The sequence below is a fragment of the Ruegeria sp. CDSC081 genome, assembly GCF_059610485.1.
The window spans coordinates 243,919-270,674 of the sequence record NZ_JBXWNS010000001.1; the positions used below are offsets into that span (position 1 = coordinate 243,919).

Annotated in this window: 24 protein-coding genes and 3 tRNA genes; 13 read left to right on the forward strand and 14 right to left on the reverse strand. The window is 55.1% G+C overall.

From position 1 onward, the window contains the following. Position 1 precedes the first annotated feature (1 nt). From AC2FH9_RS01270 to AC2FH9_RS01290, 5 genes are all read left to right on the forward strand, one after another. A complete protein-coding gene (locus AC2FH9_RS01270; protein ID WP_496870478.1) occupies positions 2-1,042 on the forward strand; it encodes an enoyl-CoA hydratase/isomerase family protein in 1,041 nt (346 codons plus the stop codon). A 3-nt stretch (positions 1,043-1,045) separates the two neighbouring features. Next, the gene (gene mmsB / locus AC2FH9_RS01275; RefSeq protein ID WP_496870480.1) at positions 1,046-1,918 is read left to right on the forward strand and encodes a 3-hydroxyisobutyrate dehydrogenase; all 873 of its coding nucleotides are present in this window, start codon (positions 1,046-1,048) and stop codon (positions 1,916-1,918) included. A gap of 95 nt (positions 1,919-2,013) precedes the next feature. Then, positions 2,014-2,406 (forward strand): hypothetical protein, encoded by a 393-nt coding sequence (locus AC2FH9_RS01280; protein ID WP_496870482.1) that lies wholly within the window; start codon positions 2,014-2,016, stop codon positions 2,404-2,406. Positions 2,407-2,760: 354 nt separating this feature from the next. Continuing rightward, a complete protein-coding gene (locus tag AC2FH9_RS01285) occupies positions 2,761-2,946 on the forward strand; it encodes a hypothetical protein (protein WP_496693334.1) in 186 nt (61 codons plus the stop codon). Then, positions 2,880-3,206, forward strand: a complete 327-nt coding sequence (locus AC2FH9_RS01290; RefSeq protein WP_496870484.1) for a site-2 protease family protein — start codon at positions 2,880-2,882, stop codon at positions 3,204-3,206. The genes AC2FH9_RS01285 and AC2FH9_RS01290 overlap by 67 nt, the downstream gene beginning before the upstream one ends. A 17-nt stretch (positions 3,207-3,223) precedes the next feature. Here AC2FH9_RS01290 and uvrA read toward each other — a convergent pair whose 3' ends face one another. The 3 genes from uvrA to AC2FH9_RS01305 form a co-directional block, all read right to left on the reverse strand. Continuing rightward, positions 3,224-6,082 carry an excinuclease ABC subunit UvrA gene (uvrA, locus tag AC2FH9_RS01295; protein WP_496870486.1) on the reverse strand — a complete coding sequence of 953 codons (2,859 nt, stop codon included), beginning with the start codon at positions 6,080-6,082 and terminating at the stop codon, positions 3,224-3,226. A 168-nt stretch (positions 6,083-6,250) separates the two neighbouring features. Beyond that, a tRNA-Asp gene (locus tag AC2FH9_RS01300) sits at positions 6,251-6,327 on the reverse strand. A gap of 44 nt (positions 6,328-6,371) precedes the next feature. After that, positions 6,372-6,448: transfer RNA gene (locus AC2FH9_RS01305), tRNA-Asp, on the reverse strand. Between the two features lie 562 nt (positions 6,449-7,010). On the opposite strand from AC2FH9_RS01305, the gene AC2FH9_RS01310 reads away from it, so the two are divergent. Beyond that, the gene (locus AC2FH9_RS01310; RefSeq protein WP_496870488.1) at positions 7,011-8,837 is read left to right on the forward strand and encodes a M10 family metallopeptidase C-terminal domain-containing protein; all 1,827 of its coding nucleotides are present in this window, start codon (positions 7,011-7,013) and stop codon (positions 8,835-8,837) included. A 143-nt stretch (positions 8,838-8,980) separates the two neighbouring features. Beyond that, a tRNA-Val gene (locus tag AC2FH9_RS01315) sits at positions 8,981-9,055 on the forward strand. 112 nt (positions 9,056-9,167) lie between these two features. Here AC2FH9_RS01315 and lon read toward each other — a convergent pair. Next, positions 9,168-11,576 carry an endopeptidase La gene (gene lon, locus AC2FH9_RS01320; protein ID WP_496749005.1) on the reverse strand — a complete coding sequence of 803 codons (2,409 nt, stop codon included), beginning with the start codon at positions 11,574-11,576 and terminating at the stop codon, positions 9,168-9,170. A gap of 351 nt (positions 11,577-11,927) precedes the next feature. Between lon and AC2FH9_RS01325 the strand changes: the two genes are divergently transcribed. Further along, entirely contained in the window at positions 11,928-13,097 is a 1,170-nt protein-coding gene (locus AC2FH9_RS01325; protein ID WP_496870490.1) for a sugar-transfer associated ATP-grasp domain-containing protein, read from the forward strand. Positions 13,098-13,146: 49 nt separating this feature from the next. On the opposite strand, the gene tgt is transcribed toward AC2FH9_RS01325, so the two are convergent. Both tgt and AC2FH9_RS01335 read right to left on the reverse strand, forming a co-directional pair. Beyond that, the gene (gene tgt / locus AC2FH9_RS01330) at positions 13,147-14,277 is read right to left on the reverse strand and encodes a tRNA guanosine(34) transglycosylase Tgt (protein ID WP_496870492.1); all 1,131 of its coding nucleotides are present in this window, start codon (positions 14,275-14,277) and stop codon (positions 13,147-13,149) included. Positions 14,278-14,340: 63 nt separating this feature from the next. Further along, positions 14,341-15,252, reverse strand: a complete 912-nt coding sequence (locus tag AC2FH9_RS01335) for a nucleoside hydrolase (protein WP_496695324.1) — start codon at positions 15,250-15,252, stop codon at positions 14,341-14,343. A gap of 173 nt (positions 15,253-15,425) precedes the next feature. On the opposite strand from AC2FH9_RS01335, the gene AC2FH9_RS01340 reads away from it, so the two are divergent. The 3 genes from AC2FH9_RS01340 to AC2FH9_RS01350 all read left to right on the forward strand — a co-directional run bounded on the left by AC2FH9_RS01340 (position 15,426) and on the right by AC2FH9_RS01350 (position 17,054). Continuing rightward, the gene (locus AC2FH9_RS01340; protein ID WP_142634059.1) at positions 15,426-16,316 is read left to right on the forward strand and encodes an SPFH domain-containing protein; all 891 of its coding nucleotides are present in this window, start codon (positions 15,426-15,428) and stop codon (positions 16,314-16,316) included. After that, positions 16,316-16,594, forward strand: coding sequence for an NfeD family protein (locus AC2FH9_RS01345; protein WP_142634061.1), 279 nt, complete (start codon positions 16,316-16,318; stop codon positions 16,592-16,594). Before AC2FH9_RS01340 ends, AC2FH9_RS01345 begins: the two co-directional genes overlap by 1 nt. Before the next feature lie 97 nt (positions 16,595-16,691). Beyond that, positions 16,692-17,054 (forward strand): SUF system Fe-S cluster assembly protein, encoded by a 363-nt coding sequence (locus tag AC2FH9_RS01350; RefSeq protein ID WP_142634063.1) that lies wholly within the window; start codon positions 16,692-16,694, stop codon positions 17,052-17,054. A 22-nt stretch (positions 17,055-17,076) separates the two neighbouring features. On the opposite strand, the gene AC2FH9_RS01355 is transcribed toward AC2FH9_RS01350, so the two are convergent. Further along, the gene (locus tag AC2FH9_RS01355; protein ID WP_496749008.1) at positions 17,077-17,406 is read right to left on the reverse strand and encodes a hypothetical protein; all 330 of its coding nucleotides are present in this window, start codon (positions 17,404-17,406) and stop codon (positions 17,077-17,079) included. A gap of 200 nt (positions 17,407-17,606) precedes the next feature. Here AC2FH9_RS01355 and AC2FH9_RS01360 point away from each other — a divergent pair, with 200 nt between their 5' ends. Further along, positions 17,607-17,972, forward strand: coding sequence for a HesB/IscA family protein (locus AC2FH9_RS01360; RefSeq protein ID WP_142634067.1), 366 nt, complete (start codon positions 17,607-17,609; stop codon positions 17,970-17,972). Here AC2FH9_RS01360 and AC2FH9_RS01365 read toward each other — a convergent pair. Further along, on the reverse strand, positions 17,969-18,892 hold the full coding sequence (locus tag AC2FH9_RS01365; protein ID WP_496870495.1) for an isopenicillin N synthase family dioxygenase: 924 nt from the start codon (positions 18,890-18,892) through the stop codon (positions 17,969-17,971). The two genes, AC2FH9_RS01360 and AC2FH9_RS01365, sit on opposite strands and share 4 nt — an antisense overlap. Before the next feature lie 116 nt (positions 18,893-19,008). On the opposite strand from AC2FH9_RS01365, the gene tpiA reads away from it, so the two are divergent. Next, positions 19,009-19,758, forward strand: coding sequence for a triose-phosphate isomerase (gene tpiA / locus AC2FH9_RS01370; protein WP_496870497.1), 750 nt, complete (start codon positions 19,009-19,011; stop codon positions 19,756-19,758). On the opposite strand, the gene AC2FH9_RS01375 is transcribed toward tpiA, so the two are convergent. The 6 genes from AC2FH9_RS01375 to AC2FH9_RS01400 form a co-directional block, all read right to left on the reverse strand. Beyond that, positions 19,759-20,070 (reverse strand): DMT family transporter, encoded by a 312-nt coding sequence (locus AC2FH9_RS01375; protein WP_496870498.1) that lies wholly within the window; start codon positions 20,068-20,070, stop codon positions 19,759-19,761. It abuts the gene before it with no gap. 156 nt (positions 20,071-20,226) lie between these two features. Further along, positions 20,227-21,603: a TRAP transporter large permease gene (locus AC2FH9_RS01380; RefSeq protein ID WP_496870500.1), complete on the reverse strand. Its 1,377-nt coding sequence runs from the start codon at positions 21,601-21,603 to the stop codon at positions 20,227-20,229. Continuing rightward, the gene (locus AC2FH9_RS01385) at positions 21,603-22,280 is read right to left on the reverse strand and encodes a TRAP transporter small permease (protein ID WP_142634075.1); all 678 of its coding nucleotides are present in this window, start codon (positions 22,278-22,280) and stop codon (positions 21,603-21,605) included. Before AC2FH9_RS01385 ends, AC2FH9_RS01380 begins: the two co-directional genes overlap by 1 nt. A gap of 113 nt (positions 22,281-22,393) precedes the next feature. After that, positions 22,394-23,395 (reverse strand): DctP family TRAP transporter solute-binding subunit, encoded by a 1,002-nt coding sequence (locus AC2FH9_RS01390; protein WP_496679567.1) that lies wholly within the window; start codon positions 23,393-23,395, stop codon positions 22,394-22,396. 362 nt (positions 23,396-23,757) lie between these two features. Further along, the gene (locus tag AC2FH9_RS01395) at positions 23,758-24,987 is read right to left on the reverse strand and encodes a sigma-54-dependent transcriptional regulator (protein ID WP_271946867.1); all 1,230 of its coding nucleotides are present in this window, start codon (positions 24,985-24,987) and stop codon (positions 23,758-23,760) included. Next, entirely contained in the window at positions 24,984-26,717 is a 1,734-nt protein-coding gene (locus AC2FH9_RS01400; RefSeq protein ID WP_496870501.1) for a sensor histidine kinase, read from the reverse strand. The genes AC2FH9_RS01395 and AC2FH9_RS01400 overlap by 4 nt, the downstream gene beginning before the upstream one ends. Positions 26,718-26,756 lie beyond the last annotated feature (39 nt).

The window sequence follows — 26,756 nt, forward strand, 5'->3', positions numbered from 1 at the left end:
GATGCCAGATATTGAAATTCACACTACCGGCCGCGCTGGACGCATCACTCTGACACGCCCCAAGTCTTTGAACGCGCTGAGTTATGACATGTGCATGGCGATAGATACGGCCATGCGCAACTGGCGCGAGGACGAGTCAGTTGACCTGATCATACTGGACGCCGTTGGCGATAAAGCATTTTGCGCCGGGGGAGATATCGCAGAGCTTTATGATACCGGGTGCAAAGGCGACTTTGCCTATGGGCAGACTTTCTGGCGCGATGAATACAGGCTGAATGCACTGATTTTCGAATACCCCAAACCCGTGGTCAGTTTCCTACAAGGGTTTACTATGGGTGGCGGCGTCGGAATTGGGTGCCATGGAAGCCACCGCATAGTCGGTGAAACATCTCAGATTGCCCTGCCCGAGTGCTCTATCGGTTTGGTGCCGGATGTTGGTGGCTCTCTGATGCTCGCGCTGGCTCCGGGTCGACTGGGAGAATACTTGGGCACAACAGGTCACCGAATGGGCCCTGCGGACGCCATTTATGCGGGCTTTGCCGACCATTTTATCCCCATTGAAGAATGGCCCGGCCTGATCGAACTGCTCGAAGCTTCCGGGAGCACAGACCTGTTGGTGGAGCATTCCCAGACACCACCCACAGGTAACCTTGAAAAGGTCCAGGCGGAAATCGACGTGCTTTTCAATGGCGAGGGGTTGAACGACATCTTCAACGCGTTGCGCTTTTCCGAAACCCCGTTCTCTGACGCGGCGCAAAAGTTGATGGGCCGCAACTCTCCACTATCCGTGGCTTGTACCATTGAAATGATTCATCGGCTTAAGGCGCTGGATCTGTCGATCCGAAAAGCCCTGGAGATGGAATACCGCTTTACGGCGCGCGCCATGGAACACGGAGACTTTCTGGAAGGTATCCGCGCGCAGATCATAGACAAGGATCGCTCTCCAAATTGGCGTCACCATGGCAAACCTGTTCCCGCCGTGGATATTTCCGCAATGCTGCGGCCCCTGGGCAGCGTCGCCCTGACATTCGAGGAGGATTAAAGAATGAAAATCGGGTTTATCGGCCTTGGAAACATGGGCAATCCAATGGCAGTCAATCTTGCCAATGCCGGGCATGAAGTCGCTGGGTTTGATATGGCCGAGGTGTCGGTTTCCGGTGTTACTTTGACTGGGTCAGGGGCCGACGCTGCAAAAGACGCAGACATCGTCATCACCATGCTTCCGAATGGCCAGATACTTCGATTCGTCGCAAATGAGATCATTCCAGCGATGAATGAAGGGGCCGTCTGGGTCGATTGTTCGACAGTGGATGTCGACAGCGCCCGAGCTGTTGCCGATATGGCATTGGCTGCGGGAGTTTTGGCCGTCGACGCGCCCGTCTCGGGCGGTATCGGAGGCGCCTCGGCTGGGACGCTGACATTCATGGCAGGTGGAAGCCCCGAGGCATTCGAAAAAGCCCGGCCTTTGTTCGACATCATGGGGCAAAAGGCGGTGCATTGCGGCGACGCGGGCGCGGGTCAGGCGGCCAAGATCTGCAACAACATGATTTTGGGTGTCACCATGATTGCAACCTGCGAGGCCTTCGCGCTGGCCGATAAACTGGGGCTGGATCGGCAGAAGATGTTCGACGTTGTCAGCACCTCTTCGGGGTATAGCTGGACGATGAACGCATATTGCCCTGCCCCCGGTATCGGCCCCCAAAGCCCGGCTGACAATGGCTATCAACCCGGTTTTGCCGCCGAGCTGATGCTGAAAGACCTCCGCCTCAGCCAACAGGCGGCGGAAAGCTCGGATGCCGATACCCCAATGGGGTTGATGGCGACCGAGCTGTATCAGCAATTCGTCGAAAGCGAAGATGGACTGGGGCTGGACTTCTCGGCCATGCTTCCGCGATTTGAAAAGCGCGGTCGGAACTAGGATGCCCTTGGGCGGCTTCCTGCCCATTGGGTTGACCCCTTTCCTGCCGATGTCCATCTAATGGAGAAGTTCAACATCGATTCCAGGGGGCTACGATGACGCATAATTTGGTCAAAGCGCTTACTGTTCTTGCTCTGGTCGTGACCCCGGTGGCGGCCATGGCCGGTAACGGGAAAGGAACCGGCAAGAACAAGAATAAGGTCATCCGCATTGCACCTCAGGGCGGTATTGTTGCAACTGGAAACGCCGGCCACTGCCCGCCGGGTCTGGCCAAGAAAAACGTACCCTGTGTCCCTCCGGGACAGGCCAAAAAGCTGTACAGAAATGGCGAGTTTATCAATGGCGACTATCGCTGGATTGATGATCCGTTTCGGTATGGCCTGAATAGGGGAAGCTATGTCCGCGCAGGCGACTACGTGTATCGTGTCGACCCGGATACACGCAAAGTTCTGAACCTGATCGGCGCGGTTGCAGACATCCTGAACTGACAATCGCGGCCTGAATTCAAGCGGGCGAAAACCAACCTCAGTCGATTTGAGAAAGTAAGCAGGCTCGGGCATTTTCCGGCCTGTTTTAAAATTTTGACACGATCTAACATCGTCATAAACCTCACTATTTCGAGGTTTTATTATGAATACTGAAAACGTGCTATTTGAGAGTCCCGCGACCGATGGAACGTACCGATACATTTCAGCCAAAGCCTTATTTTTCTGGTTTTGATCGTTGTCGGATTTCACGCCGATTCGGTCTACCTGCCCTATGCGCTCGCCTTCGTGGCGATTTAGTTGATTTCGATTCTCCTGCACGAGTTGGGCCACGCATGGGGCTGTCTTGTGCAGGGCGTGCCCGTCAATCGAGTCGTCCTTTATGGGGGCGGCGGATTCTGCGAACATCGCCGGTCAACCTCGGCATATGAAGACGAATTGATTGTGGCCATGGGGCCGATTGTGAACCTGACCCTGTGGACCGTGTGTTCATTGCTGGAACCGTTTCCAACTCGCCCGAAATTGGCTGGGTTCTGGTGGTGACGGCAGAGCTAAACCTGTGGCTGGCGCTGTTTAACATGCTGCCCCTGATGCCGCTGGATGGGGGGCGTCTGCTCTTTGCTTTGCTCACGCGCATTATGTCGGCGAACTCAGCCGCGCGTGTTTCCGGGTTTACTGGGCTGGTTGGCGTTCTGCTGTGGATCCCGATGATGATTTTTGCCCATGTCAGCTTCGGCTTCGTGTTACTGTTCTTTCCGCCAATACTGCGCCACTGGCAGATTCTGCGGTACGGCAGATACTGAAGTTGCCGCGACGGAGGTTATTCCGCCGCGACCCGCTCGGGGTTCAGCAACTGTTTCAAATACCTGCCCGTATGGCTGCGTTCCACAGCAACAACATCTTCGGGCGTTCCCGTGGCGACAATTTCACCACCACCGTCACCGCCTTCGGGCCCGATATCAATGATGTGGTCGGCCGTTTTGACAACATCCAGATTGTGTTCGATCACAACAACCGTGTTACCCTGATCAACCAATTCATGCAGCACTTCCAACAGCTTGCGGACGTCTTCGAAATGAAGACCGGTCGTCGGCTCATCCAGAATGTAAAGCGTCCGACCAGTTGAGCGTTTGGAGAGTTCCTTTGACAGCTTCACCCGCTGCGCTTCACCGCCCGACAGGGTCGTCGCCTGTTGCCCGACCTTGATATACCCCAGACCGACCCGCGCCAGCGCGTCCATCTTATCGCGGATCGACGGCACGGCTTTGAAGAACTCTTGTGCATCTTCCACTGTCATATCAAGGACATCCGCGATGGACTTGCCTTTGAACTTGATCTCGAGCGTTTCCCGATTGTACCGCGCGCCTTTGCAGGTTTCGCAGGTTACATAGACATCGGGCAGAAAGTGCATTTCGATCTTGATGACACCGTCGCCCTGACAAGCCTCGCACCGACCGCCTTTGACGTTAAAGCTGAACCGGCCAGGCTTGTACCCTCGCGCCTTGGACTCGGGCAGACCGGCGAACCAGTCACGGATCGGCGTGAACGCCCCCGTATACGTGGCCGGGTTCGAGCGTGGTGTACGCCCGATGGGCCGCTGGTCGATGTCGATCACCTTATCCAGATGCTCGAGCCCCTTGATCGTCTCGCACGGCGCAGGTGTCTGCCGCGCGCCGTTCAGCCGCATCGAGGCTGTCTTGAATAGGGTTTCAATCGTCAGGGTCGATTTGCCACCGCCGGATACGCCGGTCACACAGACGAACTTGCCCAGAGGAAAATCAGCGGTCACTTTCTTCAGATTGTTCCCGGTGGCCTTGACCACAGTCACTTTCTTTTTGTTCCCCTTCCGCCGCTCCGACGGCACCGGGATTTCGCGGGTGCCTGACAGGTATTGGCCGGTGATCGAGGCTGCATCGGTCGCGATCTCGGACGGGGTACCATGGCTAACCACTTGCCCACCATGCACACCCGCACCCGGACCGATGTCAAAGACATAGTCGGCTTCGCGGATGGCTTCCTCGTCATGTTCCACAACGATGACCGTGTTCCCCTGATCCCTCAGGTTTTTGAGCGTACCCAGCAAGCGGTCATTGTCGCGCTGATGCAACCCGATCGAGGGTTCGTCCAGTACATACAACACCCCGGTCAGACCCGAACCGATCTGGCTGGCCAGACGAATACGCTGACTTTCCCCGCCCGAAAGCGTTCCACTTGAACGTGACAACGTAAGATATTCCAGACCAACGTTATTCAGGAACCCAAGCCGCTCACGAATCTCCTTGAGTATCACCCGAGCGATTTCATTTTTCTGAGCACTCAGATGGTTTGGCGCATCCTCAACCCACGCCAGCGCCTCGCGGATCGACATCTGCACGACCTGCCCGACATGCAATCCAGCGATCTTGACGGCCAACGCCTCGGCCCGCAGTCGATAGCCTTCGCAACTGCCGCAGGACCGGTTGTTTTGATAGCGTTCGAATTCTTCGCGTATCCAGGCGCTGTCAGTCTCGCGATAGCGGCGCTCCATATTCGGGATAACGCCTTCGAAACTGCGGGTTACCTGATATACCCGGCCACCCTCGTCATAGCGGAACTGGATTTCTTCATCACCCGACCCGCGCAGGAAAACCTGCTGCACCTTTTCGGGCAAATCTTTCCACGGCGTGTTTTTGTCGAACTCATAATGTCGCGCGATGGCTTCGATGGTCTGCAGAAAATACGGCGACTTACCTTTGCGCCAGGGTGCCAAGGCGCCGTCATACAGTTTCAGTGTCTGATCCGGAACGACAAGGCGTTCATCAAAGAACAGCTCGACACCCAGCCCGTCGCAATCCTGACAGGCCCCAAAGGGTGCATTGAAGGAAAACAGGCGCGGTTCAATCTCGGGGATGGTGAAGCCACTGACAGGACAGGCAAAATTCTCGCTGAACGTAATCCGCTCCGGGTCGCCTTCACGCGGTGCGGTTTCCAAAATCGCAATGCCATCGGCCAGATCAAGCGCCGTGCGCAAGCTGTCCGCCAACCGCGTTTCCATACCTTCGCGCACGACCAACCGGTCGACCACAACGTCGATGTCATGGCGGAATTTCTTGTCCAGTGTCGGCGGCTCGTCCAGCTCATGAAACGCGCCATCAACCTTGACGCGTTGAAACCCCTGCTTGCGCAGCTCCAGAAACTCTTTCTTATACTCGCCCTTTCGGTCCCGAACGATCGGGGCCAGGAGATACCCTCGCGTGCCCTCCTCCATCGTCATGATCCGGTCGACCATATCCTGCACCTGCTGGGCTTCGATCGGCTTGCCCGTGGCAGGGCTGAACGGTGTACCAGCGCGGGCAAACAGCAGGCGCAGATAGTCGTAAATCTCGGTCACGGTTCCCACGGTAGACCGTGGGTTCTTTGAGGTCGTCTTCTGTTCGATGGAAATAGCCGGAGATAGACCACTGATATGGTCCACATCTGGCTTTTCCATCATATCCAGAAATTGCCGGGCATAGGCCGACAGGCTTTCGACATACCGGCGCTGCCCTTCCGCATAGATCGTGTCAAAGGCAAGCGACGACTTGCCCGAGCCTGACAGACCAGTGATGACCACAAGCTGGTCACGCGGAATATCCACGTCAATGCCTTTGAGGTTATGTTCGCGCGCGCCGCGCACCTCGATATTCTTCAGCTCAGCCATGTTTGGCCCCCAACACATAAGTGTCCTAGAGATAAGCGAGCCACACTGAGTCTCCAACAGAAAAGTTAGAACAAAATGTGAACGAGAGAGATGTTGCCGCCACCTACTGACAACAAAACCAATAGAGTCACCCGGTAAACGGTATGATTTCTGAAAACTAGTGGAAAATGGCGCGGTTGACGGGGCTCGAACCCGCGACCCCCGGCGTGACAGGCCGGTACTCTAACCAGCTGAGCTACAACCGCGCATCTATTTCGTGGCCTTTACCCTGGACCAAGGATGGCAGCGATGGCGCGGTTGACGGGGCTCGAACCCGCGACCCCCGGCGTGACAGGCCGGTACTCTAACCAACTGAGCTACAACCGCCCGCTGCCCGTTCGTTGCTGAACGTTGGGGTGTATTATGGCCACGCCCGGACATCGTCAAGCGGCGAATTGAAGTTTTTTCTCAGAACGTAATTTTTGTTAGAGATGTTTTCTCGTCACACGACGAATGGCCAAACAGAAACCAGCCGATAATTCACGACCCGCTGCCTTTGGCCAGACAAAAACATTCTGAAACCTTGAGCAGCACATCACCTGGCATGGGTCCGCTAAATCCAGATCTCAGGACAGCCTCCAAGCTCATCCCCAAGCTTATTGTGACATAAACCCAAAGTGAACAGTCATATCAACTTACTGGCAGAGAGTTACTCAAAGCTTGCCGCGTTCTGCCTCAATTCAACCACAAATGGTCTGCAAGACGATTACAAACACCTCTGCCAAAAGAGACTTCATACGCTCGGTTGATCCTCGGGCCAAAACGTTGGAAATTTCTGATGCCAAAGGAAGAATTACCGTTTCTAGAACCGGTCAATATATACGGCGCCAATTTTGTATTCCGGAAAAACCGGGAACAAATGGCGTGTTAGACAAGGAAGAAATTTAAGATGTCAGTTGCCAGCACAACTTCTCCGGGTGCAAATGTTACCGGCCATGTTTATGTAGACAGCCTGATTTGGGGCACGTCTTGGGACACCAGCGCCGGAGGCGTCAGTGCTCCGGGCACAATCACATACTCCTTCGATGATGGATCGTTAGGTCGCCGTGGCTTTGCCTCCTACATGAAGGAAGCAATCCGCAAAGCATTTGCAATTATCGAAACGATCATTCCGATCGAGTTCAACGAAGTCGGCTTTCTGACACCAGCAGGCGAGATTAATGACGTTAACATCACCTACGCTTTGCTGACCCAAAGCGATCTTGGCGGACCCGGATCTCTTGGTGTCCATCAAGTTCCGGGTGACGACCCCCTGCTGCAGGATTCTGGCATCGACGCCCTGTTCGGCATCTTTGCCTATGATACGCCTCTGTTTAGCAAAGAGGCCTTACGCAAAGGCGGTGAAGGCTTCGCGACAATCATTCATGAGATTCTTCACGGCCTTGGTCTAGCCCACCCACATGATGAAGGCGGCAGCTCGACTATTTTCCCGGGGGTTACGCAGCCCTTCGACGATTACGGGACAGATGGGCAGAACCAGGGTGTTTACACGATCATGTCCTACAACTCGGGCTATCCCGAAGTTGTTCCACTGAAGACATATAAGGCTGGCGGCACGGCCTCGCCCATGGCCCTTGATATAGCTGCACTGCAGGCGATCTACGGAACGACGGACCACAACACCGACGACAACGTCTATAAAATCAAAGGCAAAAATGGCGCCGGGACCTTCTGGACATCCATCTGGGACACCGATGGGGTCGATACGATTTCAGCAAATGGTGTTAAGCGCAGCGTCACGATCAACCTCAATGACGCGGATCTTGATGGCAGCGATGCAGGCGGCACTCCATCCCATGCCAAAGGCATAACCGGCGGATTTACGATCGCAAATGGAGTCGTCATTGAGAATGCTGTGGGCGGCAAAAAGGGCGATCTCATCGTCGGGAATGAAGCTGATAACCTATTGTTGGGTGTCGGCGGTAGCGATGTTATTTCTGCTGGCGAGGGTAATGACATTGTTCTTGGGGGTGGCGGCAATGACACCCTGACCGGAGGTCTTGGAAACGACGAACTGTACGGCCACAAGGGCACGGACAACTTTGTAGCCGAGGACAGCGACGGCGACGATATCATTAACGGCGGAGAGGGCCTGGATTGGTTGCGTTATATCGGCACAAGCGCCGTAACCGTTGATTTGTCTGACACCAATGCACAGGCAACCGGTTACGGAACCGATACCATTACGGGTGTCGAAAACGTCGATGGGTCCGAGCAAAATGACGACATTACAGGTACGGACGGTCGAAACATCCTGCAGGGTAATGGAGGGTCTGACCGCCTGGACGGGGGCCTTGGCAAAGATACACTGAATGGTGGCGCAGGCAGCGACACTTTGATCGGTGGTGCCGGAAGGGACATCATGACCGGCGGTGAAGGTGCCGATGACTTTGTGTTTACGTCAACAGATGAAAGTTCACGCAAAGCGAAATATGCCGACCGGATTACCGATTTCACTCAGGGTGAAGACAAGATCGACCTAAGTGCGATCGACGCAAGCACCGTAATTGACGGCGATGATTCATTTGTCTTCAACGGTACAACACCCGCCCAGACGTCGGACGAAGGCGAAATCTATTACGTCAAGAAAAACAACGCAGGCACCAAGAACGACTTCACACTTGTTCTTGTGGATACTGACGGCGACAAAAATCCTGAGATGGTTATCAAGATCTCTGGCTTGCACGATCTGACCCAGGACGATTTCATTCTTTGACATCAAAAAAGTGAAAGGGCGGCCCCACAAGGCCGCCCGTATATGGGCACCTCGACTGGGCATTTGCAGCGTAACCCCCGGGGCCCAAAAGGCGCAAAGACCTCTTGCGGCTTTGCTGAACTCCTTATAATACCCCTGCTCACGGGTGATTAGCTCAGTGGTAGAGCGCTTCGTTCACATCGAAGATGTCAGGAGTTCAAATCTCTTATCACCCACCATTTCTCTACTCTGTGATCCGACATGCAAAGCCAGTAATTGGCTGACTATTTGGTCTGACCAAAGAAAAAGGGCGAGGTGCTAACCCCGCCCCTAATTGCCATATTCTGACCTTTAGTGCGCCCTGGCGGACGGGGACGTGTTCTCAGCCGTTTTGGCTGCAGCCGCGGCGGCCTCTTCTGCGGCTTCGTCCCATTCGACAGGTTCAGGATCCCGAACCAGAGCGTGTTTCAGAACTTCCGAAACATGCGTGACCGGGATGATTTTCAGCCCCTCCTTCACGTTGTCAGGAATTTCGGCCAGGTCTTTCTCATTCTCTTCCGGAATCAAAACAGTCTTGATCCCGCCGCGCAGAGCCGCCAGCAGCTTTTCCTTCAAACCACCGATGGGCATCGCATTGCCGCGCAAGGAAACCTCTCCTGTCATGGCAATATCCTTGTGCACCGGGATACCCGTCAGAACCGATACGATTGAGGTCACCATTGCCAGGCCGGCCGAAGGACCATCCTTGGGCGTTGCCCCGTCCGGTACGTGGACGTGGATGTCCAGGTTGTCGAATTTGGGTGGCTTCACCCCGATCTTAGGTGAGATTGACCGCACATAAGATGAGGCCGCATCGATGGATTCCTTCATCACATCGCCCAGCTTACCCGTGGTTTTCATCCGCCCCTTACCGGGCAGTTTCAGCGCCTCAATATGCAGCAGATCGCCGCCAACGGAAGTCCAGGCCAGACCGGTTACAACCCCAACCTGATCGTCCTGTTCGGCCAGACCATAGCGGAACTTGGGCACGCCCAAGAATTCATCCAGATTGTCCGGCGTCACCATGACCGAATCCGCCTCTTTCTTGATGATCTTGGTCAGCGACTTCCGCGCCACCTTGGCGATTTCGCGTTCAAGGTTCCGCACGCCAGCTTCTCGGGTGTAGGTGCGGATAATCGATTGCAGCGCCTCATCGGATAGTTCGAACTCTTTGGCTTTCAAACCGTGGTTCTTGATCTGCTTACTGATCAGGTGCTGCTTGGCGATCTCGCTCTTTTCATCTTCGGTGTAGCCCGCCAGAGGAATGATCTCCATCCGGTCGAGCAAAGGCCCGGGCATGTTATAGCTGTTGGAAGTAGTCAGGAACATCACGTTGGATAGGTCATATTCAACCTCAAGGTAGTGATCCATGAACGTGCTGTTCTGTTCCGGGTCCAACACTTCCAGCATGGCCGAGGCCGGATCGCCACGGAAATCCTGCCCCATCTTGTCGATTTCATCCAACAAGATCAGCGGGTTCGTAGTTTTGGCCTTTTTCAGCGCCTGGATAATCTTGCCGGGCATTGAGCCGATATAGGTCCGGCGGTGGCCGCGGATCTCGGATTCGTCGCGCACTCCGCCGAGGCTGATGCGAATGAACTCGCGCCCAGTGGCTTTGGCAACGGATTTACCCAGCGACGTTTTACCAACGCCCGGAGGGCCAACAAGACACAGGATCGGGCCTTTCAGCTTTTTCGACCGCTGTTGAACCGCCAGATATTCGACGATCCGCTCTTTGACCTTCTCAAGCCCATAGTGATCGTCGTCCAGAACTTTCTGCGCACGGCCAAGGTCTTTCTTGACGCGGGACTTGGTGCCCCAAGGCAGGGCCAAAATCCAGTCGAGGTAATTGCGTACGACCGTGGCCTCAGCCGACATCGGGCTCATGTTGCGCAGCTTCTTCAGCTCACCTTCGGCCTTTTCACGCGCCTCTTTCGACAGTTTGGTCTCGGCGATTTTCTCTTCCAGCTCGGCCACTTCGTTCGAGCCGTCCTCACCATCGCCAAGTTCCTTCTGAATGGCCTTCATCTGCTCATTCAGGTAATACTCGCGCTGCGTCTTCTCCATCTGGGTTTTGACACGGGTCTTGATCTTTTTCTCGACCTGCAGAACCGACATCTCGCCCTGCATCAGGCCATAGACCTTTTCCAGCCGTTCGCTGACCGACAGTGTTTCCAGCAGTTCCTGCTTTTGCTCGACCTCGATACCTAGATGTCCCGACACAAGGTCGGCCAACTTGGCGGGTTCGGCGGTTTCGCCAACAGCGGTCAGTGCTTCTTCGGGAATGTTCTTGCGGACTTTGGCATAGCGCTCGAACTCGTCGGCAACGGTGCGAAGCAACGCTTGTGTAGTGGTCACATCACCCGGAATCTCGGTCAGATATTCTGCACGAGCCTCAAAAAACTCTTCGTTATCAAGGTATTCTGTAATCTGTACGCGCGCTTGCCCCTCGACCAGAACTTTCACGGTTCCATCTGGAAGCTTCAGCAGCTGCAGCACATTTGCCAGCACGCCCGAGCGATAGATTCCGTCGATTTCCGGATCGTCATCACCTGGATCAATCTGGCTAGACAGCAGAATTTGCTTATCGTCCTGCATCACTTCCTCAAGTGCGCGGACAGACCTTTCCCGACCCACGAACAAAGGCACGATCATATGAGGAAAAACCACAATGTCGCGTAGCGGAAGTACTGGGTATGAGGAATTCAGGGGCTCTTGCATGCTCAATCCTTATCTTTGGCAAGACGGCACTGGTCCCTCATCTAGGCAACCCCCGGCCGTCTCCTGTCTGGAAGGTAAAGGTGGTGCGCCAAGCGTCCTATTTCAACCTTACCTGTAGTGGACCTAACAATGACCGGAAGGTTGCGCCTCCGCAAGACGATAACATGATCGGTCTTGTCAAATTCTCAATTTGACCCCGCTTGGTTTCTTCGGCGATTGCCTGCCTGGAAATTCAGAAACCAACAGCAAAAGTACAACACTATCTAACAGGCAGCTGCCCAAAGCCTGCCATCATTGCAAACAATATGATTGCATACCCCAACTTCTGATCGATTACTGTGAGTCGTAGAGATGACAAATCCAAAAAATATCAATGCTGCGGAATCCGACCATCAACGGTACCTATCTGCCCGCGACTCCGATCATGCGACGCTTTTAGCGCATGCCGCCAAAAGCTCTGGGCGCTCTGTTTTACAAGTCCAACGGAGCTTCAATCAAATGGCAAAGCCTCCCAGCCGTTTGAATATGGTTGAGTATGTGCGCAATGGCCTTCATCACGAAGACCGCTTTACCGACGCCGAACGCGCGGCATACATCTCCAATGATCTCCATTGGCCCATCGCCCACAAGTGTAACCATCATGGTTGGAACAGTGCCGCAGAAGACAAGATACTGGCTTCTACTTTGCTTGAAACAGCGGGTGTACCTGTCCCGGAAACCGTTGGCGTCATCGACCGTTCGAACCGACACTACCCCGGGGTTACGAAGATCAACACTCCAGAGGCGTTGCGCGATCTCGTACGCAACCATCTGGAAGGTGGGCTTTTTGGAAAGATCGTCGAGGGGATGGTAAGCTTTGGGGCCTTTTTGATCGAGGACGCGGATCAATCCACTATCACTTGTGCAGGCCAACCGCCGATCACCTATGAGGCATTCCTAGACGAGTTCGTTGGGCAGAATTCATATGTCGTGCAACCTTTGCTCAAAAATCACTCTGCAATCCAAGACTACGCTTCAGCCCTTGCAACGGTGCGAATGGTTACTCTGGTAAGAGAAAACGACGTCTTTTGCCCAGTTGCCGTTATTAAACTTCCGCAGGGCCCCAATATTGCGGACGCCTTCTGGAGACCGGGGAACCTTGCTTGTTCGATCAATATCGAAACCGGTGTTATCGAAACCGTCGCGCGTCGCGCCAAGATGGAAACAGAATTCCTGGATGACCATCCTGACAACCCCGGTTTAATGGGCTTGAAACTGCCTTTTTGGGACGAATTGATCGAAATAAATGACCGTGCTGCAAGAACCTTTCAGCCAATTCGATATCAGTCGACCGACATCGCTATAACCGAGTCTGGCCCGGTCGTTGTCGAGCTGAACTATGGCGGTGGCTTCGATCTGCCTCAATATGCAAGTGGCCGTGGGATGTTGACACCAGAAGTTCGTAGCTTTTTCGAAGGGTTTGGCTACGACCTTGATGCAAAACCACAAAAGAAGCGCTGGCTGTTCGGTAAACGCAGATAAAGCGCCCTCAATCTGGTGTCTTGTTAGGTCGACTGAAAAGGCGCTGAACCTAAATCTGTTCAATATCCCCTTGCGCGCGCTGCGCATGGAAGGTCGCCTGCCAGGCATCGAATGTACCAGCTGCAATGGCATCGCGCATACCCTGCATGATTTCCTGAAAATAGTGCAGATTATGCCAGGTCAGCAGCATGCCCGAGATCATCTCGTTCGAGCGGAACACATGGTGTAGATAGGCGCGAGAATAGTTCGAACACGCCGGGCATGAGCAGGCCTCATCCAGCGGGCGCGGGTCATCCGCGTGGCGGGCATTCTTTATGTTGACCACGCCGTAACGAGTGAACACCTGTCCTGTGCGACCGGACCGTGAGGGTAAGACACAATCCATCATGTCGATCCCGCGGGCGACAGCTCCGACAATGTCGTCAGGCTTTCCAACGCCCATCAAATAGCGCGGTCTGTCGGCTGGCAGAAAGTCAGGAGCGTAGTCAAGGCAACCAAACATTGCCTCCTGACCTTCGCCCACGGCCAGACCACCAACCGCGTAACCCTCGAATCCGATCGCTTTCAGCGCCTCGGTGCTTTCTTCGCGTAGATCCTGTTCCAGCCCGCCTTGCATGATCCCAAACAACGCATGTCCAGGACGGTCGCCGAAGGCCTGTCTCGACCGATCGGCCCATCGCATCGACAGGCGCATTGATTCGGCAATTCGATCTCGATCTGCGGGTAGGGCCGGACATTCGTCAAAACACATCACGATGTCTGAACCCAGCAAGCGCTGAATCTCCATCGAGCGTTCCGGGGTCAGCTCGTGCTTGGACCCATCGACATGAGATTTGAAGGTCACGCCCTTTTCGGTCAGCTTGCGCAGACCAGCCAGGGACATGACCTGAAATCCACCGGAATCCGTCAGGATCGGGCGATCCCAGTTCATGAACTTGTGCAACCCGCCCAAACGGTCGATGCGTTCAGCCGTAGGGCGCAGCATCAGGTGATAGGTGTTCCCCAACAAGATATCGGCTCCGGTTGCACGAACACTTTCCGGCATCATCGCTTTGACCGTCGCAGCAGTGCCTACGGGCATGAACGCCGGAGTACGCACCTCACCGCGCGGAGTGTGGATCACCCCGGCGCGGGCCTTGCCGTCGGTGGCCTTCAGGTCAAATGAGAAACGGTCTGTCATTGGGCATCCTCGGGTCGCTGAACCGGGCAGGATTTGCCCGATCTGTTCAGCCATTGCAAGTTGTCAGGGTAAAGAGGCAACCTGCCGGGTAAACAGATCAACAACCCCTGCCCCGTCAACATCCCGGCATACCAGCACAGCCGGTCGCGTCGAGACCGGACGCGTAGCGCCGGATTCCGAACCGCCTACAATTACCTCAACCCCGGTTTCGACCATCTCGAACATCGTGCCATGGGTGCAGGCGATCACAGCAGTCGAGTCATGCAGGCCGCAGCCCTCCAACCCGCCGATATCCTTGTAGAATTTCAGGTAAAATACCGAGATGTCGCGCAGGAAAGCCCCCATATCGGGCGAGCGTTGGGCCAGACCGTCAAAATCCGCACTTTTGTACAGCGTTTTCAAGGTGACATCCAAACCAACCACAACGGTCGCCGGCGGTGCTGCAAACACTTCATTTGCGGCAAGGGCATCGTGATAGATGTTTGCTTCGGCATGTTCCGTGATGTTGCCTGGGCAGAAAACCGCCCCACCCATGATCACCAACTGTTTGATGTTCTGCGAAAACTCAGGATCCAAACGCATCGCCGCAGCAATATTAGTCAAGGGGCCGATTGCACAAACCGTCAGCTCTCCCTTGTGGCGGCGCGCCATTTCCACCAGGAATTCCGTGGCATTCAAATCATGGTTCGCCCCGATTTCCGGGATATCGGTAATATCCCCAAAACCTTCGGGACCGTGAACATGTTCGGACGGTGCGTGGTGCCCTGTTCCCTGTGGGTAGGCCGCGCCTTGGGCGACGGGAATGTCCAACCCAAGTTTATCCACCAAAAACCGTGCATTGCGGCTGGATTGATGAACGTGGGTGTTGCCAAAAACGGTCGTCAGGCCGATCAAGTCAATCTCGGGGGCTGCAGCGGCATATGCAATGGCCATCGCATCGTCGATGCCGGGGTCTGTATCAATAATCAGTTTCATCCGAGCCCGATAGCGCAAACGCGAGGGGATGCAAAGCGGTCACAATAGCAAAAACTAACCAAAATCCATGGATCAGCGTTTTGAATCCAAGCACAATCCCTCCATACCAGAGTTGAAAAAGGGCGATTCAACCCCCAAATGTATACTATCGTACACAATAAAAGAGGACAGATATGACCGAAGACCAAATCATTGGATTGCTTTCTTCGAACATAATTTACCTGCTCGCGGCGGCATTGATCGTCATCATCACGCTAAAAGGCATTAAAATCGTGCCGCAATCGGAAAAGTATGTGGTCGAACGGTTCGGGCGCTTGCATTCGGTGCTTGGCCCTGGGATCAACTTTATCGTTCCTTTACTGGATGTTGCGCGGCACAAGATATCCATTCTGGAACGCCAGCTTCCCAATGCAACGCAGGACGCAATCACCAAAGATAACGTTCTGGTCCAAATCGACACTTCGGTCTTTTACCGCATCCTAGAGCCGGAAAAGACAGTCTACCGCATCCGCGATGTAGATGGTGCTATCGCGACGACCGTTGCCGGTATCGTCCGGGCGGAAATCGGCAAGATGGACCTGGACGAAGTTCAGTCGAACCGTGCTCAACTGATCACTCAGATTCAAGGAAGCGTCGAAACCGCAGTGGATGACTGGGGGATCGAAGTGACGCGCGCCGAGATTTTGGACGTTAACCTCGATCAGGCGACCCGTGACGCGATGCTGCAACAGTTGAATGCTGAACGCGCGCGCCGCGCGCAGGTAACCGAGGCCGAGGGCAAGAAACGCTCTGTTGAGCTTCAGGCCGACGCCGAACTCTATGCGGCAGAACAAACGGCCAAAGCGCGCCGCATTCAAGCCGAAGCCGAAGCCTATGCAACCAGTGTTGTTGCCCAGGCGATTAAGGAAAACGGTATCGAAGCGGCTCAGTACCAGGTTGCATTGAAACAGGTTGAGGCATTGAACACGCTGGGCACCGGCAATGGCTCGCAGACTATCGTTGTACCTGCCAATGCGCTTGAAGCTTTCGGAAACGCCTTCAACATGTTGAAAGGACGTACATAATGGCTGATCCCTTTTGGTTAACATGGTGGCTATGGCTGGCTGGCGCGTTGGCTTTGGGCATCCTCGAAATAGTCCTACCTGGGTTCATCTTTCTGGGTTTTGCCATCGGGGCCGGGCTGACGGGTATTCTGTTGGCAATCCCTGGCATAGTACCGTCGCTGCCGATCCTGCTTATGATCTTTGCGACTTTGTCGCTGATTGCCTGGCTGATCCTGCGCCGCGTCTTTGCTCTGCCCCATGGCCAGGTGAAGAAGTTCAGGCATGACATAAACGACTAAACTCGTATGGCACCCCTTAAGGGGGTGTCATTGTGCCTCTGGACGCTGCCCGAGGCTTTCCCTATATAATTCGTCAGGTAACAAACCCGAGGCACGAATGACTCATCCGAGCGAACAGTTTGAAGGCACACCTCTTATTGCCCCTTCAACGATTGAACACCCTCTTTATGAGCCGGTGGTCGACGCCTGCCGAACGGTTTATGACCCCGAAATCCCTGTAAACATCTATGATCTGGGTCTGATCTATACGATCGACATCACCCAGGAAAACGCGGTCAAGGTCATCATGACACTGACCGCGCCCGGCTGCCCGGTTGCCGGCGAAATGCCTGGGTGGATCGTCGAGGCAATCGAACCCGTGGCCGGCGTAAAAGAAGTTGACGTGGAACTGACCTGGGAGCCCCCCTGGGGCATGGAAATGATGTCAGACGAAGCGCGCCTGGAACTTGGATTTATGTAAGGCCAAGTGCGAAGGCCTGCTGTTATTGAATTCCGCAGGTCGATTTGATTTCGTCCGACCTCTGGTTAAGCTTCTGTATGTAATCTCCTGATAACATAGTTAGTTTTTTCTTTTCGGTTCCAGTCACAAGGCCTAGAAGCGCCCCAGCAGGTGTAATGGCAATTACACTTTTGGCCTGCTCTTCCTCCGCATGTTTTCGTTCGGTTGCAATCGCGCGCAAATCACCTTCTGCCGTTGCACAGTTTACCGGATGTTGCTTTTCTTCTGCGATCGCCGTCTGAGCCAAAAACACAGAGAGCATCAGAGAAGGAATTGTAAGAATATCTTTTTTTCTAAACCAAAGTCTTTTCATGCTATTCAGCCTCAAATATTTTCCAAAAGTGGATCATGGGTCAGGCTATGACGAGTGTAATTTGCAAAGCAAGCTTTGCTTACCCGCTGGGGTAGAAAAACTATTCCGACAGGAAAACTTAGGTAAGAAAACCTGCTATGTCTTGAGCCTGATGCCTCGGGGCACTACATTAGCAACTACGAACAACGACGGAGATCATGATGTTCGGCATCCCCGGCAAACAGGCCGTAACAATGACACCAAAGGCTGCAGAGCAGATTGCCCGCCTGATGACTTCGGGCGGTCATGCTGGTTTGCGTATTGGCGTCAAGAAAGGCGGCTGTGCCGGGATGGAATACACCATGGACTATGTCGACCAGCCTGACACCAATGATGAAGTGGTCGAGCAGGACGGCGCGCGGATCATGATCGCCCCGATGGCACAGATGTTCCTGTTTGGAACAGAGATCGACTATGAGGTCTCGTTACTTGAATCCGGTTTCAAGTTCCGCAACCCGAATGTTGTAGATGCCTGCGGTTGCGGAGAATCCATCAAGTTCGACGAAAGCATTGCAACTCAGCCTTAAGACGCTGCCTGCAAGAGCACATAGGTCTCGTTGAACCGACGCGTCAAGTGCTCTCCTGCCTGGATGACATTCTCTGAATGTGGCGGGGCAACATTGGTGTCATAAGACGGGTTGAAGAACAAAGGAACCGACAGCCTTTCAGCAGATCCACCGATCACACGGTGCAGAGTTGCCTTGACCGCCCCTGCCGTCCAGAGCTCCAGCATCTCCCCAAAATTGATAATGAATGTTCCGGGCTGCGCTTGGACCTGAGCCCAACTCTGGTCCGGCATCTGTACCTCTAACCCGGCTCGACCATCGGTGGCCAGCAGAGTCAGACAGCCATAATCAGTGTGCGCTCCGATACCGAAATCCTTTTCGCCTGCCCAGACTGGCCTTTGCGGGTAATAATTGCCGCGCAACAGGGCCATGGGCGTGTCGAAGGCAGTGTCAAAGCTGTTGGCATCCTTGCCCAATGCCACCGAAATGGCGCGCAACACCCGCATGGCAACCGAACAAGCGTCACCATAATAGGCCTCGATGATTGATCGAAACTCGGGCACAGCTTCCGGCCATTGGTTCGGGGCATAAACCGAGAGGTTCTTGCCAAAGTACCTATTGGTCTCAGCTAGCTCGTATCCGCAATCGAACACCTCTTTGAAGTCAGGATTTGCAGCTGGATCTACCTGTTCCGAGCGCGAGGCGCCCCACCCACGGTTGGACCCGGTCACAGCCATATCAACGCGCCGTTTCTCGGCCTCTGGCAGCCGGAAGAATGCGTGATATGCCGAGATGACCCGTTCCACCCGACAGGCGGAGATACCAGTATTGGACACGGTCAGAAACCCAACTTCACCGACGGCGCGGGTCAATTTGGCCAATTCCGCCGTGTCGCACCGATCCAGTTTTTCAAGATCAAGATGTTCGATCATATTGCTCATTCCTCATCGCGGCGGAAACTGCCGTTTTGCAACGGGCTCTGCAACCGGAATTGTCAGACCTGACTGGCAATGATATCCGGTCACCAGAAAACCGATTTATTTCAAGGGGACGCGATATGCGGCGCAAACTGGCGGCTGGAAACTGGAAGATGAATGGTAATGCTGCCAACTTGAGAGAGCTTCAGGCCCTTTCTCACATGCATGCTGCCCCGGCAGTTGATATTCTGATCTGCCCACCTGCCACCTTGATCCATCGGGCCAAAGAGAAGGTCCCGGGCGGAAACATCCAGATAGGCGGTCAGGATTGCCACGCGGCAAACTCGGGCGCGCATACAGGTGACATTAGCGCCCAGATGCTGGTCGACGCCGGAGCGTCAGCCGTCATTCTTGGCCATTCTGAACGCCGCGAAGACCATGGTGAACAGAATGAAGATGTTCGTGCTAAGTCTATTGCCGCTATGAACGGTGGGCTAAAGGCGATCATCTGCGTCGGTGAAAGCCTGGAACAGCGCGAGGCCGCCAATACCCTGGATATAATCGGCGGTCAGATGTCCGGCTCGATCCCGGATCAGGCAACGGGCGAAAACCTAATAGTCGCCTACGAACCGATCTGGGCCATAGGCACAGGGAAAGTTCCCACTCTGGACGAAATCGGTCAGGTGCATGACTTTATTCGTGCCCGGCTGGAACGGCGCTTTGGCGAAGGCGTTGGGCGTTCGGTCCGGCTGCTTTATGGCGGCTCGGTCAAGCCATCGAACGCCGCCGAGATTTTCGCCGTGTCGAACGTGGATGGTGCGTTGGTTGGCGGGGCAAGCCTGAAGGCCGACGATTTCTCGGGCATCATTCAGGCTCTGGAACAGGCGTGATCAGGCCAATTTCATCGTCACCATCCCGGCTATGATCAAGACTGCCGCGCAGATCCGCGTGGCGGTCAGGGCTTCGCCCAGAAAAAGAATACCAAAGGTAAACGCGCCAACCGCTCCTATTCCCGTCCAGATGACATAGGCTGTTCCCAAAGGCAGCGTCCGCATGGCCAGTGCCAGCAAGGTGAACGAACCCAGCATCGCAACCGCCATCAGGGCGGTCGGCCAGAACCGGGTGAACCCGGCAGATTGTTTCATCGCCACGGCCCAGACAATTTCAAGCAGGCCGGCAAACAACAGGATAATCCAGGGCATAGAAGAGACCTCTGATCAGTCCGGGTCGTCCCGGATACTGTCCCGTGATGGAGAGGTCGTCCTCTGCCCTTTAGATAATCCCCTTGGCGCCCCGTTCAAGACGCAGAGACCGGGCAGAGATCCCCTGCCCGGTCTTTTTCTCAGCGGTTGGACCCGCTAGTTTGTTATGATCTCCGGCCCCATGAAGGTGTTGGGCAGGAAGGTGGATATCCACGGGATATAGGTCACCATGATCAGGAAGACGAACAGGACCGCCAGGAATGGCAGGGCCGCCCGGACAACGCCCATCATCGGCATGCCCGCAACACCCGAGGTCACGAACAGGTTCAAGCCGACCGGCGGGGTGATCATCCCGATCTCCATGTTCACAACCATGATGATGCCCAAGTGAATCGGGTCGATGCCCAGCTCGATTGCAATCGGGAACACCAGTGGTGCTACGATAACCAGCAGGCCCGAAGGCTCCATGAACTGGCCGCCGATCAGCAGGATCACATTGACCACGATCAGGAATGTCACCGGTCCCAGACCTGCCGACAGCATGGCAGTTGCTATGTGCTGCGGAACCTGCTCATCGGTTAGAACATGTTTCAGGATCAAGGCGTTGGCGATAACGAACAGCAGGGTAACGGTCAGTTTCCCAGCTTCAAACAACGTCTGCTTGGTGTCGGGGTGAAAAATCGCCGTGATCAGCGCATAAGGCTTTCTGAGCAAAGAGATATTCTTTTCCTCACCCTCGCGGCTGAGGGGGCCCATGTCCTTGTAGACGAAGCTGGCAATCAAAAAGGCATAGACTGCGGCCACCGCAGCGGCCTCGGTCGGGGTAAAGATACCCCCATAGATGCCACCCAGAATGATCACGATCAGGAACAGACCCCAACCTGCTTCGCGTGCAGAGACTAAGATTTCGCCCCAGCCTTTCCATTCACCTTTGGGTAGGTTCTTGACCTTGGCCATCACATAGATGGTGATCATCAGCATTAGCCCAGCCAACAGGCCAGGGATCACACCGGCGAGGAACATGCGCCCGACAGAAACTTCGACAGCGGCGGCATAGACCACCATCACGATCGACGGCGGAATCAGAATACCCAGCGTCCCTGCGTTACAGATAACGCCGGCGGCGAATTCCTTGGAATAGCCAACCTGCCGCATGCCAGCGATCACAATCGAACCAATGGCCACCACCGTAGCCGGAGACGACCCGGACAGGGCCGCAAACAGCATACAGGCGAACACCCCCGCAATCGCCAGACCTCCGGGCAAGTGCCCCACGCAGGCAATCGAGAAACGGATGATGCGCCGGGCCACGCCGCCCGTGGTCATGAAGGACGAGGCCAGAATGAAGAACGGGATCGCCAGCAGAGTAAAATGCCCTTCGAAAGCCTCAAACAAGGTACCCGCGACCGAGGCGAGCGAACTGTCGGAATAGATCAGCAGAAACAGGGTCGAACTGAGCCCCAGCGCCACCGCAATCGGTACACCGATCAACAGCAAGCCTACGACCATCGAGAACAGAAGAATGACATCCATCAGTTGTGCTCTCCTTGCTGAGCGCGGACTTCTTCAATCTCGTCCTCGACTTCGTGGCTAGCGACCATCCGGTCGGCTTCGCCGCGCCAAATCTGTACCGCAACCTGCGCAAAGCGGATCACCAAAAGCAGCATCGACACGGGCAGAACCAGATACGGCACCACCTTGGGCAGTTTTTCATAGCCCTCGCCATAGTTGATCAGATCCTCAAGAAACCGCAGCGGGGCAACCATCGGAATGTCGTCGACCTCATAAAAGCTCTGACTGCGTGCATCGAAGTTGAACCCGGTAGGGAACCATCGCCCCGATGTGGGCGGCAGATCCGCGAACACGGCCCAATAGTCATATGCGCCTTTTAGCATCAGCAGAGAAAACACCAGACAGCAGGCTACAGCGATCAGAGCCAAAATCCGTCGAGGCGCAGGGCTGAGCATGTTCAGGATGGCGTCCACTCCCAGATGAGCGTGTTTCTTGACGGCATAAGACGCCCCAAGCAGCACCAACCAGCCGAAGGCGAATACCGTCAGCTCCAGTGCCCATAGGATATTGGAATTAAAGAAATACCTTGCGATCACATTGGCAAATGTCACAGCCGTCATCAGGCCCAGCAACGATGCGATCAAGGTTTCTTCGATATGGTCGACCAGCCCGCCTTGGCCGGATTGCGCACCAGACATCTATCTGTCCCCACATTTTTTTGAGATAAGTGCTGTTTGGGCGGGCCAAATCGGCCCACCCTGCCTGCGCGTCGAATACTCCCCAGTCCCCGGACGCGCGGCGTATACCAGGATCAGAACCCGGCGTTGATAGCCTGTGCGGCGTCGATCTTTTCTTGACCCACGTCACCGGCGAACTGTTCCCAGACAGGTTTCATGGCGTCGATCCAGGCCTGACGCTGTTCAGGGTTAAGTTCACGGATGATACCGCCCGCATTTGTGATCGAGACCTTAGCTTCCTCGTTCACCGAGAAGGATTCTTTGTTCCGCTGTTCTGTCACTTCGCCCAGAATGGTCAGGAACTGTTCCCGCACCGCAGGATCCAGGCTGTCCAGCCAGTCAACCGATGTCACGACCAGATAGTCGATGACACCGTGGTTGGTTTCAGTGATACCGTCCTGAACCTCAAAGAACTTCTTGCCGTAGATGTTGGACCAAGTGTTTTCCTGTCCGTCGACGACACCTTGCTGCAACGCGCCATAAACCTCTGAGAAAGCCATTTTCTGCGGGCTTCCGCCAATCGCCTCCATCTGCGCGACCAGCACGTCAGAAGATTGGACGCGGAATTTCAGGCCATCGGCATCCGACGGATCGACCAGCGGTTTGTTGGCCGACATCTGTTTCATGCCATTGTGCCAGAATGCCAGCCCCTGCAGGCCACGGCGCTGCATGCTATCTTTCATCGCCTGACCGTCAGCCGAAGCCTGAAATGCGTCTACCGCGTCAATGTTCTTGAACATGAACGGCAGGTCGAACAGGCGGAATTGCTTGGTGAACTTCTCGAACTTGGACAATGACGGGGCCGCCAGTTGCACATCGCCCTGCAACATCGCCTCAAGGACTTTATCGTCGTTATAGAGCGTGGAGTTCGGGTAGACCTCCATGCACATCACGCCGTTCATCTCATCATTAACGCGCTGTTCCAGCAACGAGGCTGCAATACCCTTGGGATGTTTATCGGTATTGGTCACATGCGCGAATTTCACGACGATTTCGCCGTCTTCACAAGCGGCCATGCCTGCGGTTGCTGTTACGGTTAGAGCGACGGCCGTCGCTGCCGTTGTCAAAAATTTCATCAGTCGAGTTCTCCCAGATACTTCACTACGTCTCCGGACGCGCAGAAGCCGTCCCATGGCGGCGAGTGAACCGAATCAGGGTCAAGCCCTCAACTTATTGTGGGCTTCACTATCGGGTAGTATTTTATCATTTATTTACAGAGTGTTACGCACTTTCTGCCTGGTATCCATTCGAGCCATTCGGGAAGCCGTGCGAGAATCCGCACATATATATGCGCCATTGTGTGGATTTCCGCACAAATATCGATTCGCCGAACGCGAATCGTTTACCAGGCTTTGGCTCTTCCCACGGTCCGCGTCAGCGGACTGCTACACCCAACAGCTTAACCGCATGACAATGCGGGAAAAGCTGGCAGGAGCTTTCACCTACGGTAGTCTTCCGGACGAATGTGATATCGCGCCAGTTTGTCGTAAAAGGTCTTGCGAGGCAGCTTTAGCGCCTTTGCGGCTTCTGATGCTTTGCCGTTATGCCGGCCAAGGGCAGCAATCAGCAGAGATCTTTCGACCCGTGCCATCTGCTCGCTCAACCCCAGTTCTGCGGCCTGCGAGACATCTTCGGGCATTCCCAGCACAAACCTCATTGCGGCTGACATCAGCGACCGTGCATTGCCCGGCCAGTCTCTGGTCATCAGCGATGCCAGATGGTCCGACGTGATTTCCGGTTCCTTTATCCCGGCCTGTTCGGCTGCCTGTGCTACATAGTGGCGGAAGATTACAGGTATATCCTCGGGGCGCTCGGCAAGCGACGGTATGCGAACGCGCATCACATCCAAACGATAGAACAAATCCGCAAGGAACCGTCCATCCGAAGACAATTCGGCCAGGTCAGTGGTCGTGCCCGCCAGAATTCGGGCGCCTACACCCTGTTCAACCATCTCCAGTGCTGCATATTGCGTGGCCTCGGGCATGGCCGAGATTTCGTCCAGAAAAAGGGAACCACCGGCTGCATCTTCGCAGACATGAACCAGATCGCTGGTCGACAAACCGGCGGATGGACGTTTGACAAATGGGCCCTGACTTTGCGGCGACATTAGGTGAACGACCTCGGCAACTTTGGACACTCCGCTGCCAGCCGGTCCGGTGACCAAAACTTCGGCCCCTGTCTGGGCTACCGTACGAACCCTTTCCCTCAGTTCTTCGGCCTTTGATGAGAGACCGAACAGCAGGCGTGCCGCTGGATCGCCGCGTTCGAGTTCGCTTTTCATTGCGCGTTGTTGCAGGACATGTTCTCGCGCTTCGGATGCCTTGCCCAACACCTTTAGCAGATCTGCCGCGGCGCAGGGCTTTTCCAAAAAGTCGAATGCGCCCTGCCCCATGGCCTGCACTGCCATTGGTATGTCGCCTTCTCCAGTCAACAGGATGACAGGCAGATCAGCATCCATATCGCGGGTGTAGGTCAACAGGTGAAACCCGTCCCGACCAGGCATCCGGATATCCGACACGATCACTCCTGCGAAATCCGCTCGGATATGATCCTTCGCCGCCACAAAGGACCCGGCTGTTACGGGTTCATAATCGGCAAGCTCCAGCGTTTGGGCCAGCGCTTCGCGCACTGCCGAGTCGTCATCGACCAAAAGCACTTTGCGGGTCATGCTGCCCCTACTTCCCTGAAATGTTCCAGTTCCACAGTGAATACCGCACCTGTCGGAGCGTTGGTGCCCCGAATATTACCACCAAAGCTTTGAACCAGACCATAAGAGATCGACAGCCCCAGCCCCATGCCCTCAGACGAACCGACAGCTTTGGTGGTATAGAACGGCTCGAACAGCTTCTCCGAGTTCTCGATCCCCGGACCTGTGTCGCTGACTGTGACCGTCAAGGTCTTGTCACTGTTTATCGAGATCTTGATCATGCGTTGTTGTTGCTCACTCATGGCATCGGCGGCGTTGTTAATCAGATTTACGAACACCTGCACCAATCTCACTTCGCCACCCCAAGCATAGATAGGGACATCCGGAGCCTGCCATTCCATACGAACGTTTTCCGAATTCAGCCGGGCCTCGGTCAGTTCCAGCGCCGTTTCTATTACCTGAACCAGATCAACTCTGCCCATGGGCTCGTTTTCATTGCGGGCAAAAGCCCTGAGGTTCTTGATAATTCGCGCCATTCGCGCGGCCAAATCGGAAATTCTGGTGAGGTTCTCGGCGGCTTTTGACTCGTCACCTCTGGTCAGAAAAGCCGTTCCATTCTCGGCGAATTGGCGAATGGCCATCAGCGGCTGGTTCAACTCATGGCTGATGCCCGCCGACATCTGCCCGAGCGCACTCAACTTCCCGGCCTGTATAAGCTCTTCCTGCGCATGTTTCAGCGCGACCTCGGCCTCTTCCCGTTCATGGACCTCGCGCCGCAGGGCGGTGTTCGCGGCGGTAAGTGCATGGGTTCTGCGCGTCACGCGGCTTTCCAGCACCGCATTGGCCTCAGCAAGCGCGCGCCTGCGTTCGGTTGCCATAAACAAAAGCGCCCCGAAGGCCAGACAGATCGCAGCTACCGCCGCTGCTTGCAAATTTGCCAGACGGCGCGCCGGGGCCACATCCACTAGCACCTCGGCTGTCATGTCTATCACCGGTAGATCGAGCGTAAGGTGTAACGCACGCCGTGGCAGATACCGGCCCCAATTCAAGGTCCAAAGCTCGTGTCGTCCGATCAGATTCGACGAGAAATCAACCGCCTGCCCCTCGGGCGGCACCAGCCCCGGTTGACCTTCGGTCCGACGCCAGAACAACAGGTCGGATCGGTTCGAGATGAACACCACACCTTCTCCATCAATAAAGAAAATGGCCTCGGTACTGCCCCGCCAAGTCTGTTCGACATCCTGCACATCGGCTATAACCATCAATGCGCCTTCGACTATACCGGAGGGACCAAAGGCAGGAGCTGCATAGGAATAGGTTCGATCGCCGCTTGTGGACTCGACACCGTGGGCACTGCCCATAGCACCCTGCATGGCGCGCCTGAATGCGGGATGGTCTGCCATCGTCAATTCAGGCACCGGGTGGGCGGCTGCAAGTACCCTGCCCAGACGGTCCAGATAGACAATGTTAACGGCGGCAGTTTTGTCTGCCACGTCCAGCAACACAGCCTGCGCGATGGCGCGATCGCTCGGCGTGACAAGCGTTCGAACAGCCGGGTGGCTGGCCATCAAGACAGCCAGCTCCTGATAGACCTGCATTTGTGTGCTAAGGCGGTCGGCGGCCAATTCCAGATCGGCCTCAGCCTTATCGCTCAGCGGCGACAAAGCCTGACGAAAGCCGTATGACCACACTCCAACAGAGAGCAGCCCAACAGCAATCAGAAATGTCGAAATTAACCATACCCTTTGCATGACATTGGGTCTTGCATTCAACGCGCCTCATGGCAAGTG

Coding starts and splice junctions, on each gene's coding strand:
- AC2FH9_RS01270 (WP_496870478.1), top strand. CDS start 2: ATGCCAGATATTGAAATTCACACTACCGGCCGCGCTGGACGCATCACT.
- mmsB (WP_496870480.1), top strand. CDS start 1,046: ATGAAAATCGGGTTTATCGGCCTTGGAAACATGGGCAATCCAATGGCA.
- AC2FH9_RS01280 (WP_496870482.1), top strand. CDS start 2,014: ATGACGCATAATTTGGTCAAAGCGCTTACTGTTCTTGCTCTGGTCGTG.
- uvrA (WP_496870486.1), bottom strand. CDS start 6,082: ATGGCTGAGCTGAAGAATATCGAGGTGCGCGGCGCGCGCGAACATAAC.
- AC2FH9_RS01310 (WP_496870488.1), top strand. CDS start 7,011: ATGTCAGTTGCCAGCACAACTTCTCCGGGTGCAAATGTTACCGGCCAT.
- lon (WP_496749005.1), bottom strand. CDS start 11,576: ATGCAAGAGCCCCTGAATTCCTCATACCCAGTACTTCCGCTACGCGAC.
- AC2FH9_RS01325 (WP_496870490.1), top strand. CDS start 11,928: ATGACAAATCCAAAAAATATCAATGCTGCGGAATCCGACCATCAACGG.
- tgt (WP_496870492.1), bottom strand. CDS start 14,277: ATGACAGACCGTTTCTCATTTGACCTGAAGGCCACCGACGGCAAGGCC.
- AC2FH9_RS01335 (WP_496695324.1), bottom strand. CDS start 15,252: ATGAAACTGATTATTGATACAGACCCCGGCATCGACGATGCGATGGCC.
- AC2FH9_RS01340 (WP_142634059.1), top strand. CDS start 15,426: ATGACCGAAGACCAAATCATTGGATTGCTTTCTTCGAACATAATTTAC.
- AC2FH9_RS01345 (WP_142634061.1), top strand. CDS start 16,316: ATGGCTGATCCCTTTTGGTTAACATGGTGGCTATGGCTGGCTGGCGCG.
- AC2FH9_RS01350 (WP_142634063.1), top strand. CDS start 16,692: ATGACTCATCCGAGCGAACAGTTTGAAGGCACACCTCTTATTGCCCCT.
- AC2FH9_RS01355 (WP_496749008.1), bottom strand. CDS start 17,406: ATGAAAAGACTTTGGTTTAGAAAAAAAGATATTCTTACAATTCCTTCT.
- AC2FH9_RS01360 (WP_142634067.1), top strand. CDS start 17,607: ATGTTCGGCATCCCCGGCAAACAGGCCGTAACAATGACACCAAAGGCT.
- AC2FH9_RS01365 (WP_496870495.1), bottom strand. CDS start 18,892: ATGAGCAATATGATCGAACATCTTGATCTTGAAAAACTGGATCGGTGC.
- tpiA (WP_496870497.1), top strand. CDS start 19,009: ATGCGGCGCAAACTGGCGGCTGGAAACTGGAAGATGAATGGTAATGCT.
- AC2FH9_RS01375 (WP_496870498.1), bottom strand. CDS start 20,070: ATGCCCTGGATTATCCTGTTGTTTGCCGGCCTGCTTGAAATTGTCTGG.
- AC2FH9_RS01380 (WP_496870500.1), bottom strand. CDS start 21,603: ATGGATGTCATTCTTCTGTTCTCGATGGTCGTAGGCTTGCTGTTGATC.
- AC2FH9_RS01385 (WP_142634075.1), bottom strand. CDS start 22,280: ATGTCTGGTGCGCAATCCGGCCAAGGCGGGCTGGTCGACCATATCGAA.
- AC2FH9_RS01390 (WP_496679567.1), bottom strand. CDS start 23,395: ATGAAATTTTTGACAACGGCAGCGACGGCCGTCGCTCTAACCGTAACA.
- AC2FH9_RS01395 (WP_271946867.1), bottom strand. CDS start 24,987: ATGACCCGCAAAGTGCTTTTGGTCGATGACGACTCGGCAGTGCGCGAA.
- AC2FH9_RS01400 (WP_496870501.1), bottom strand. CDS start 26,717: ATGCAAAGGGTATGGTTAATTTCGACATTTCTGATTGCTGTTGGGCTG.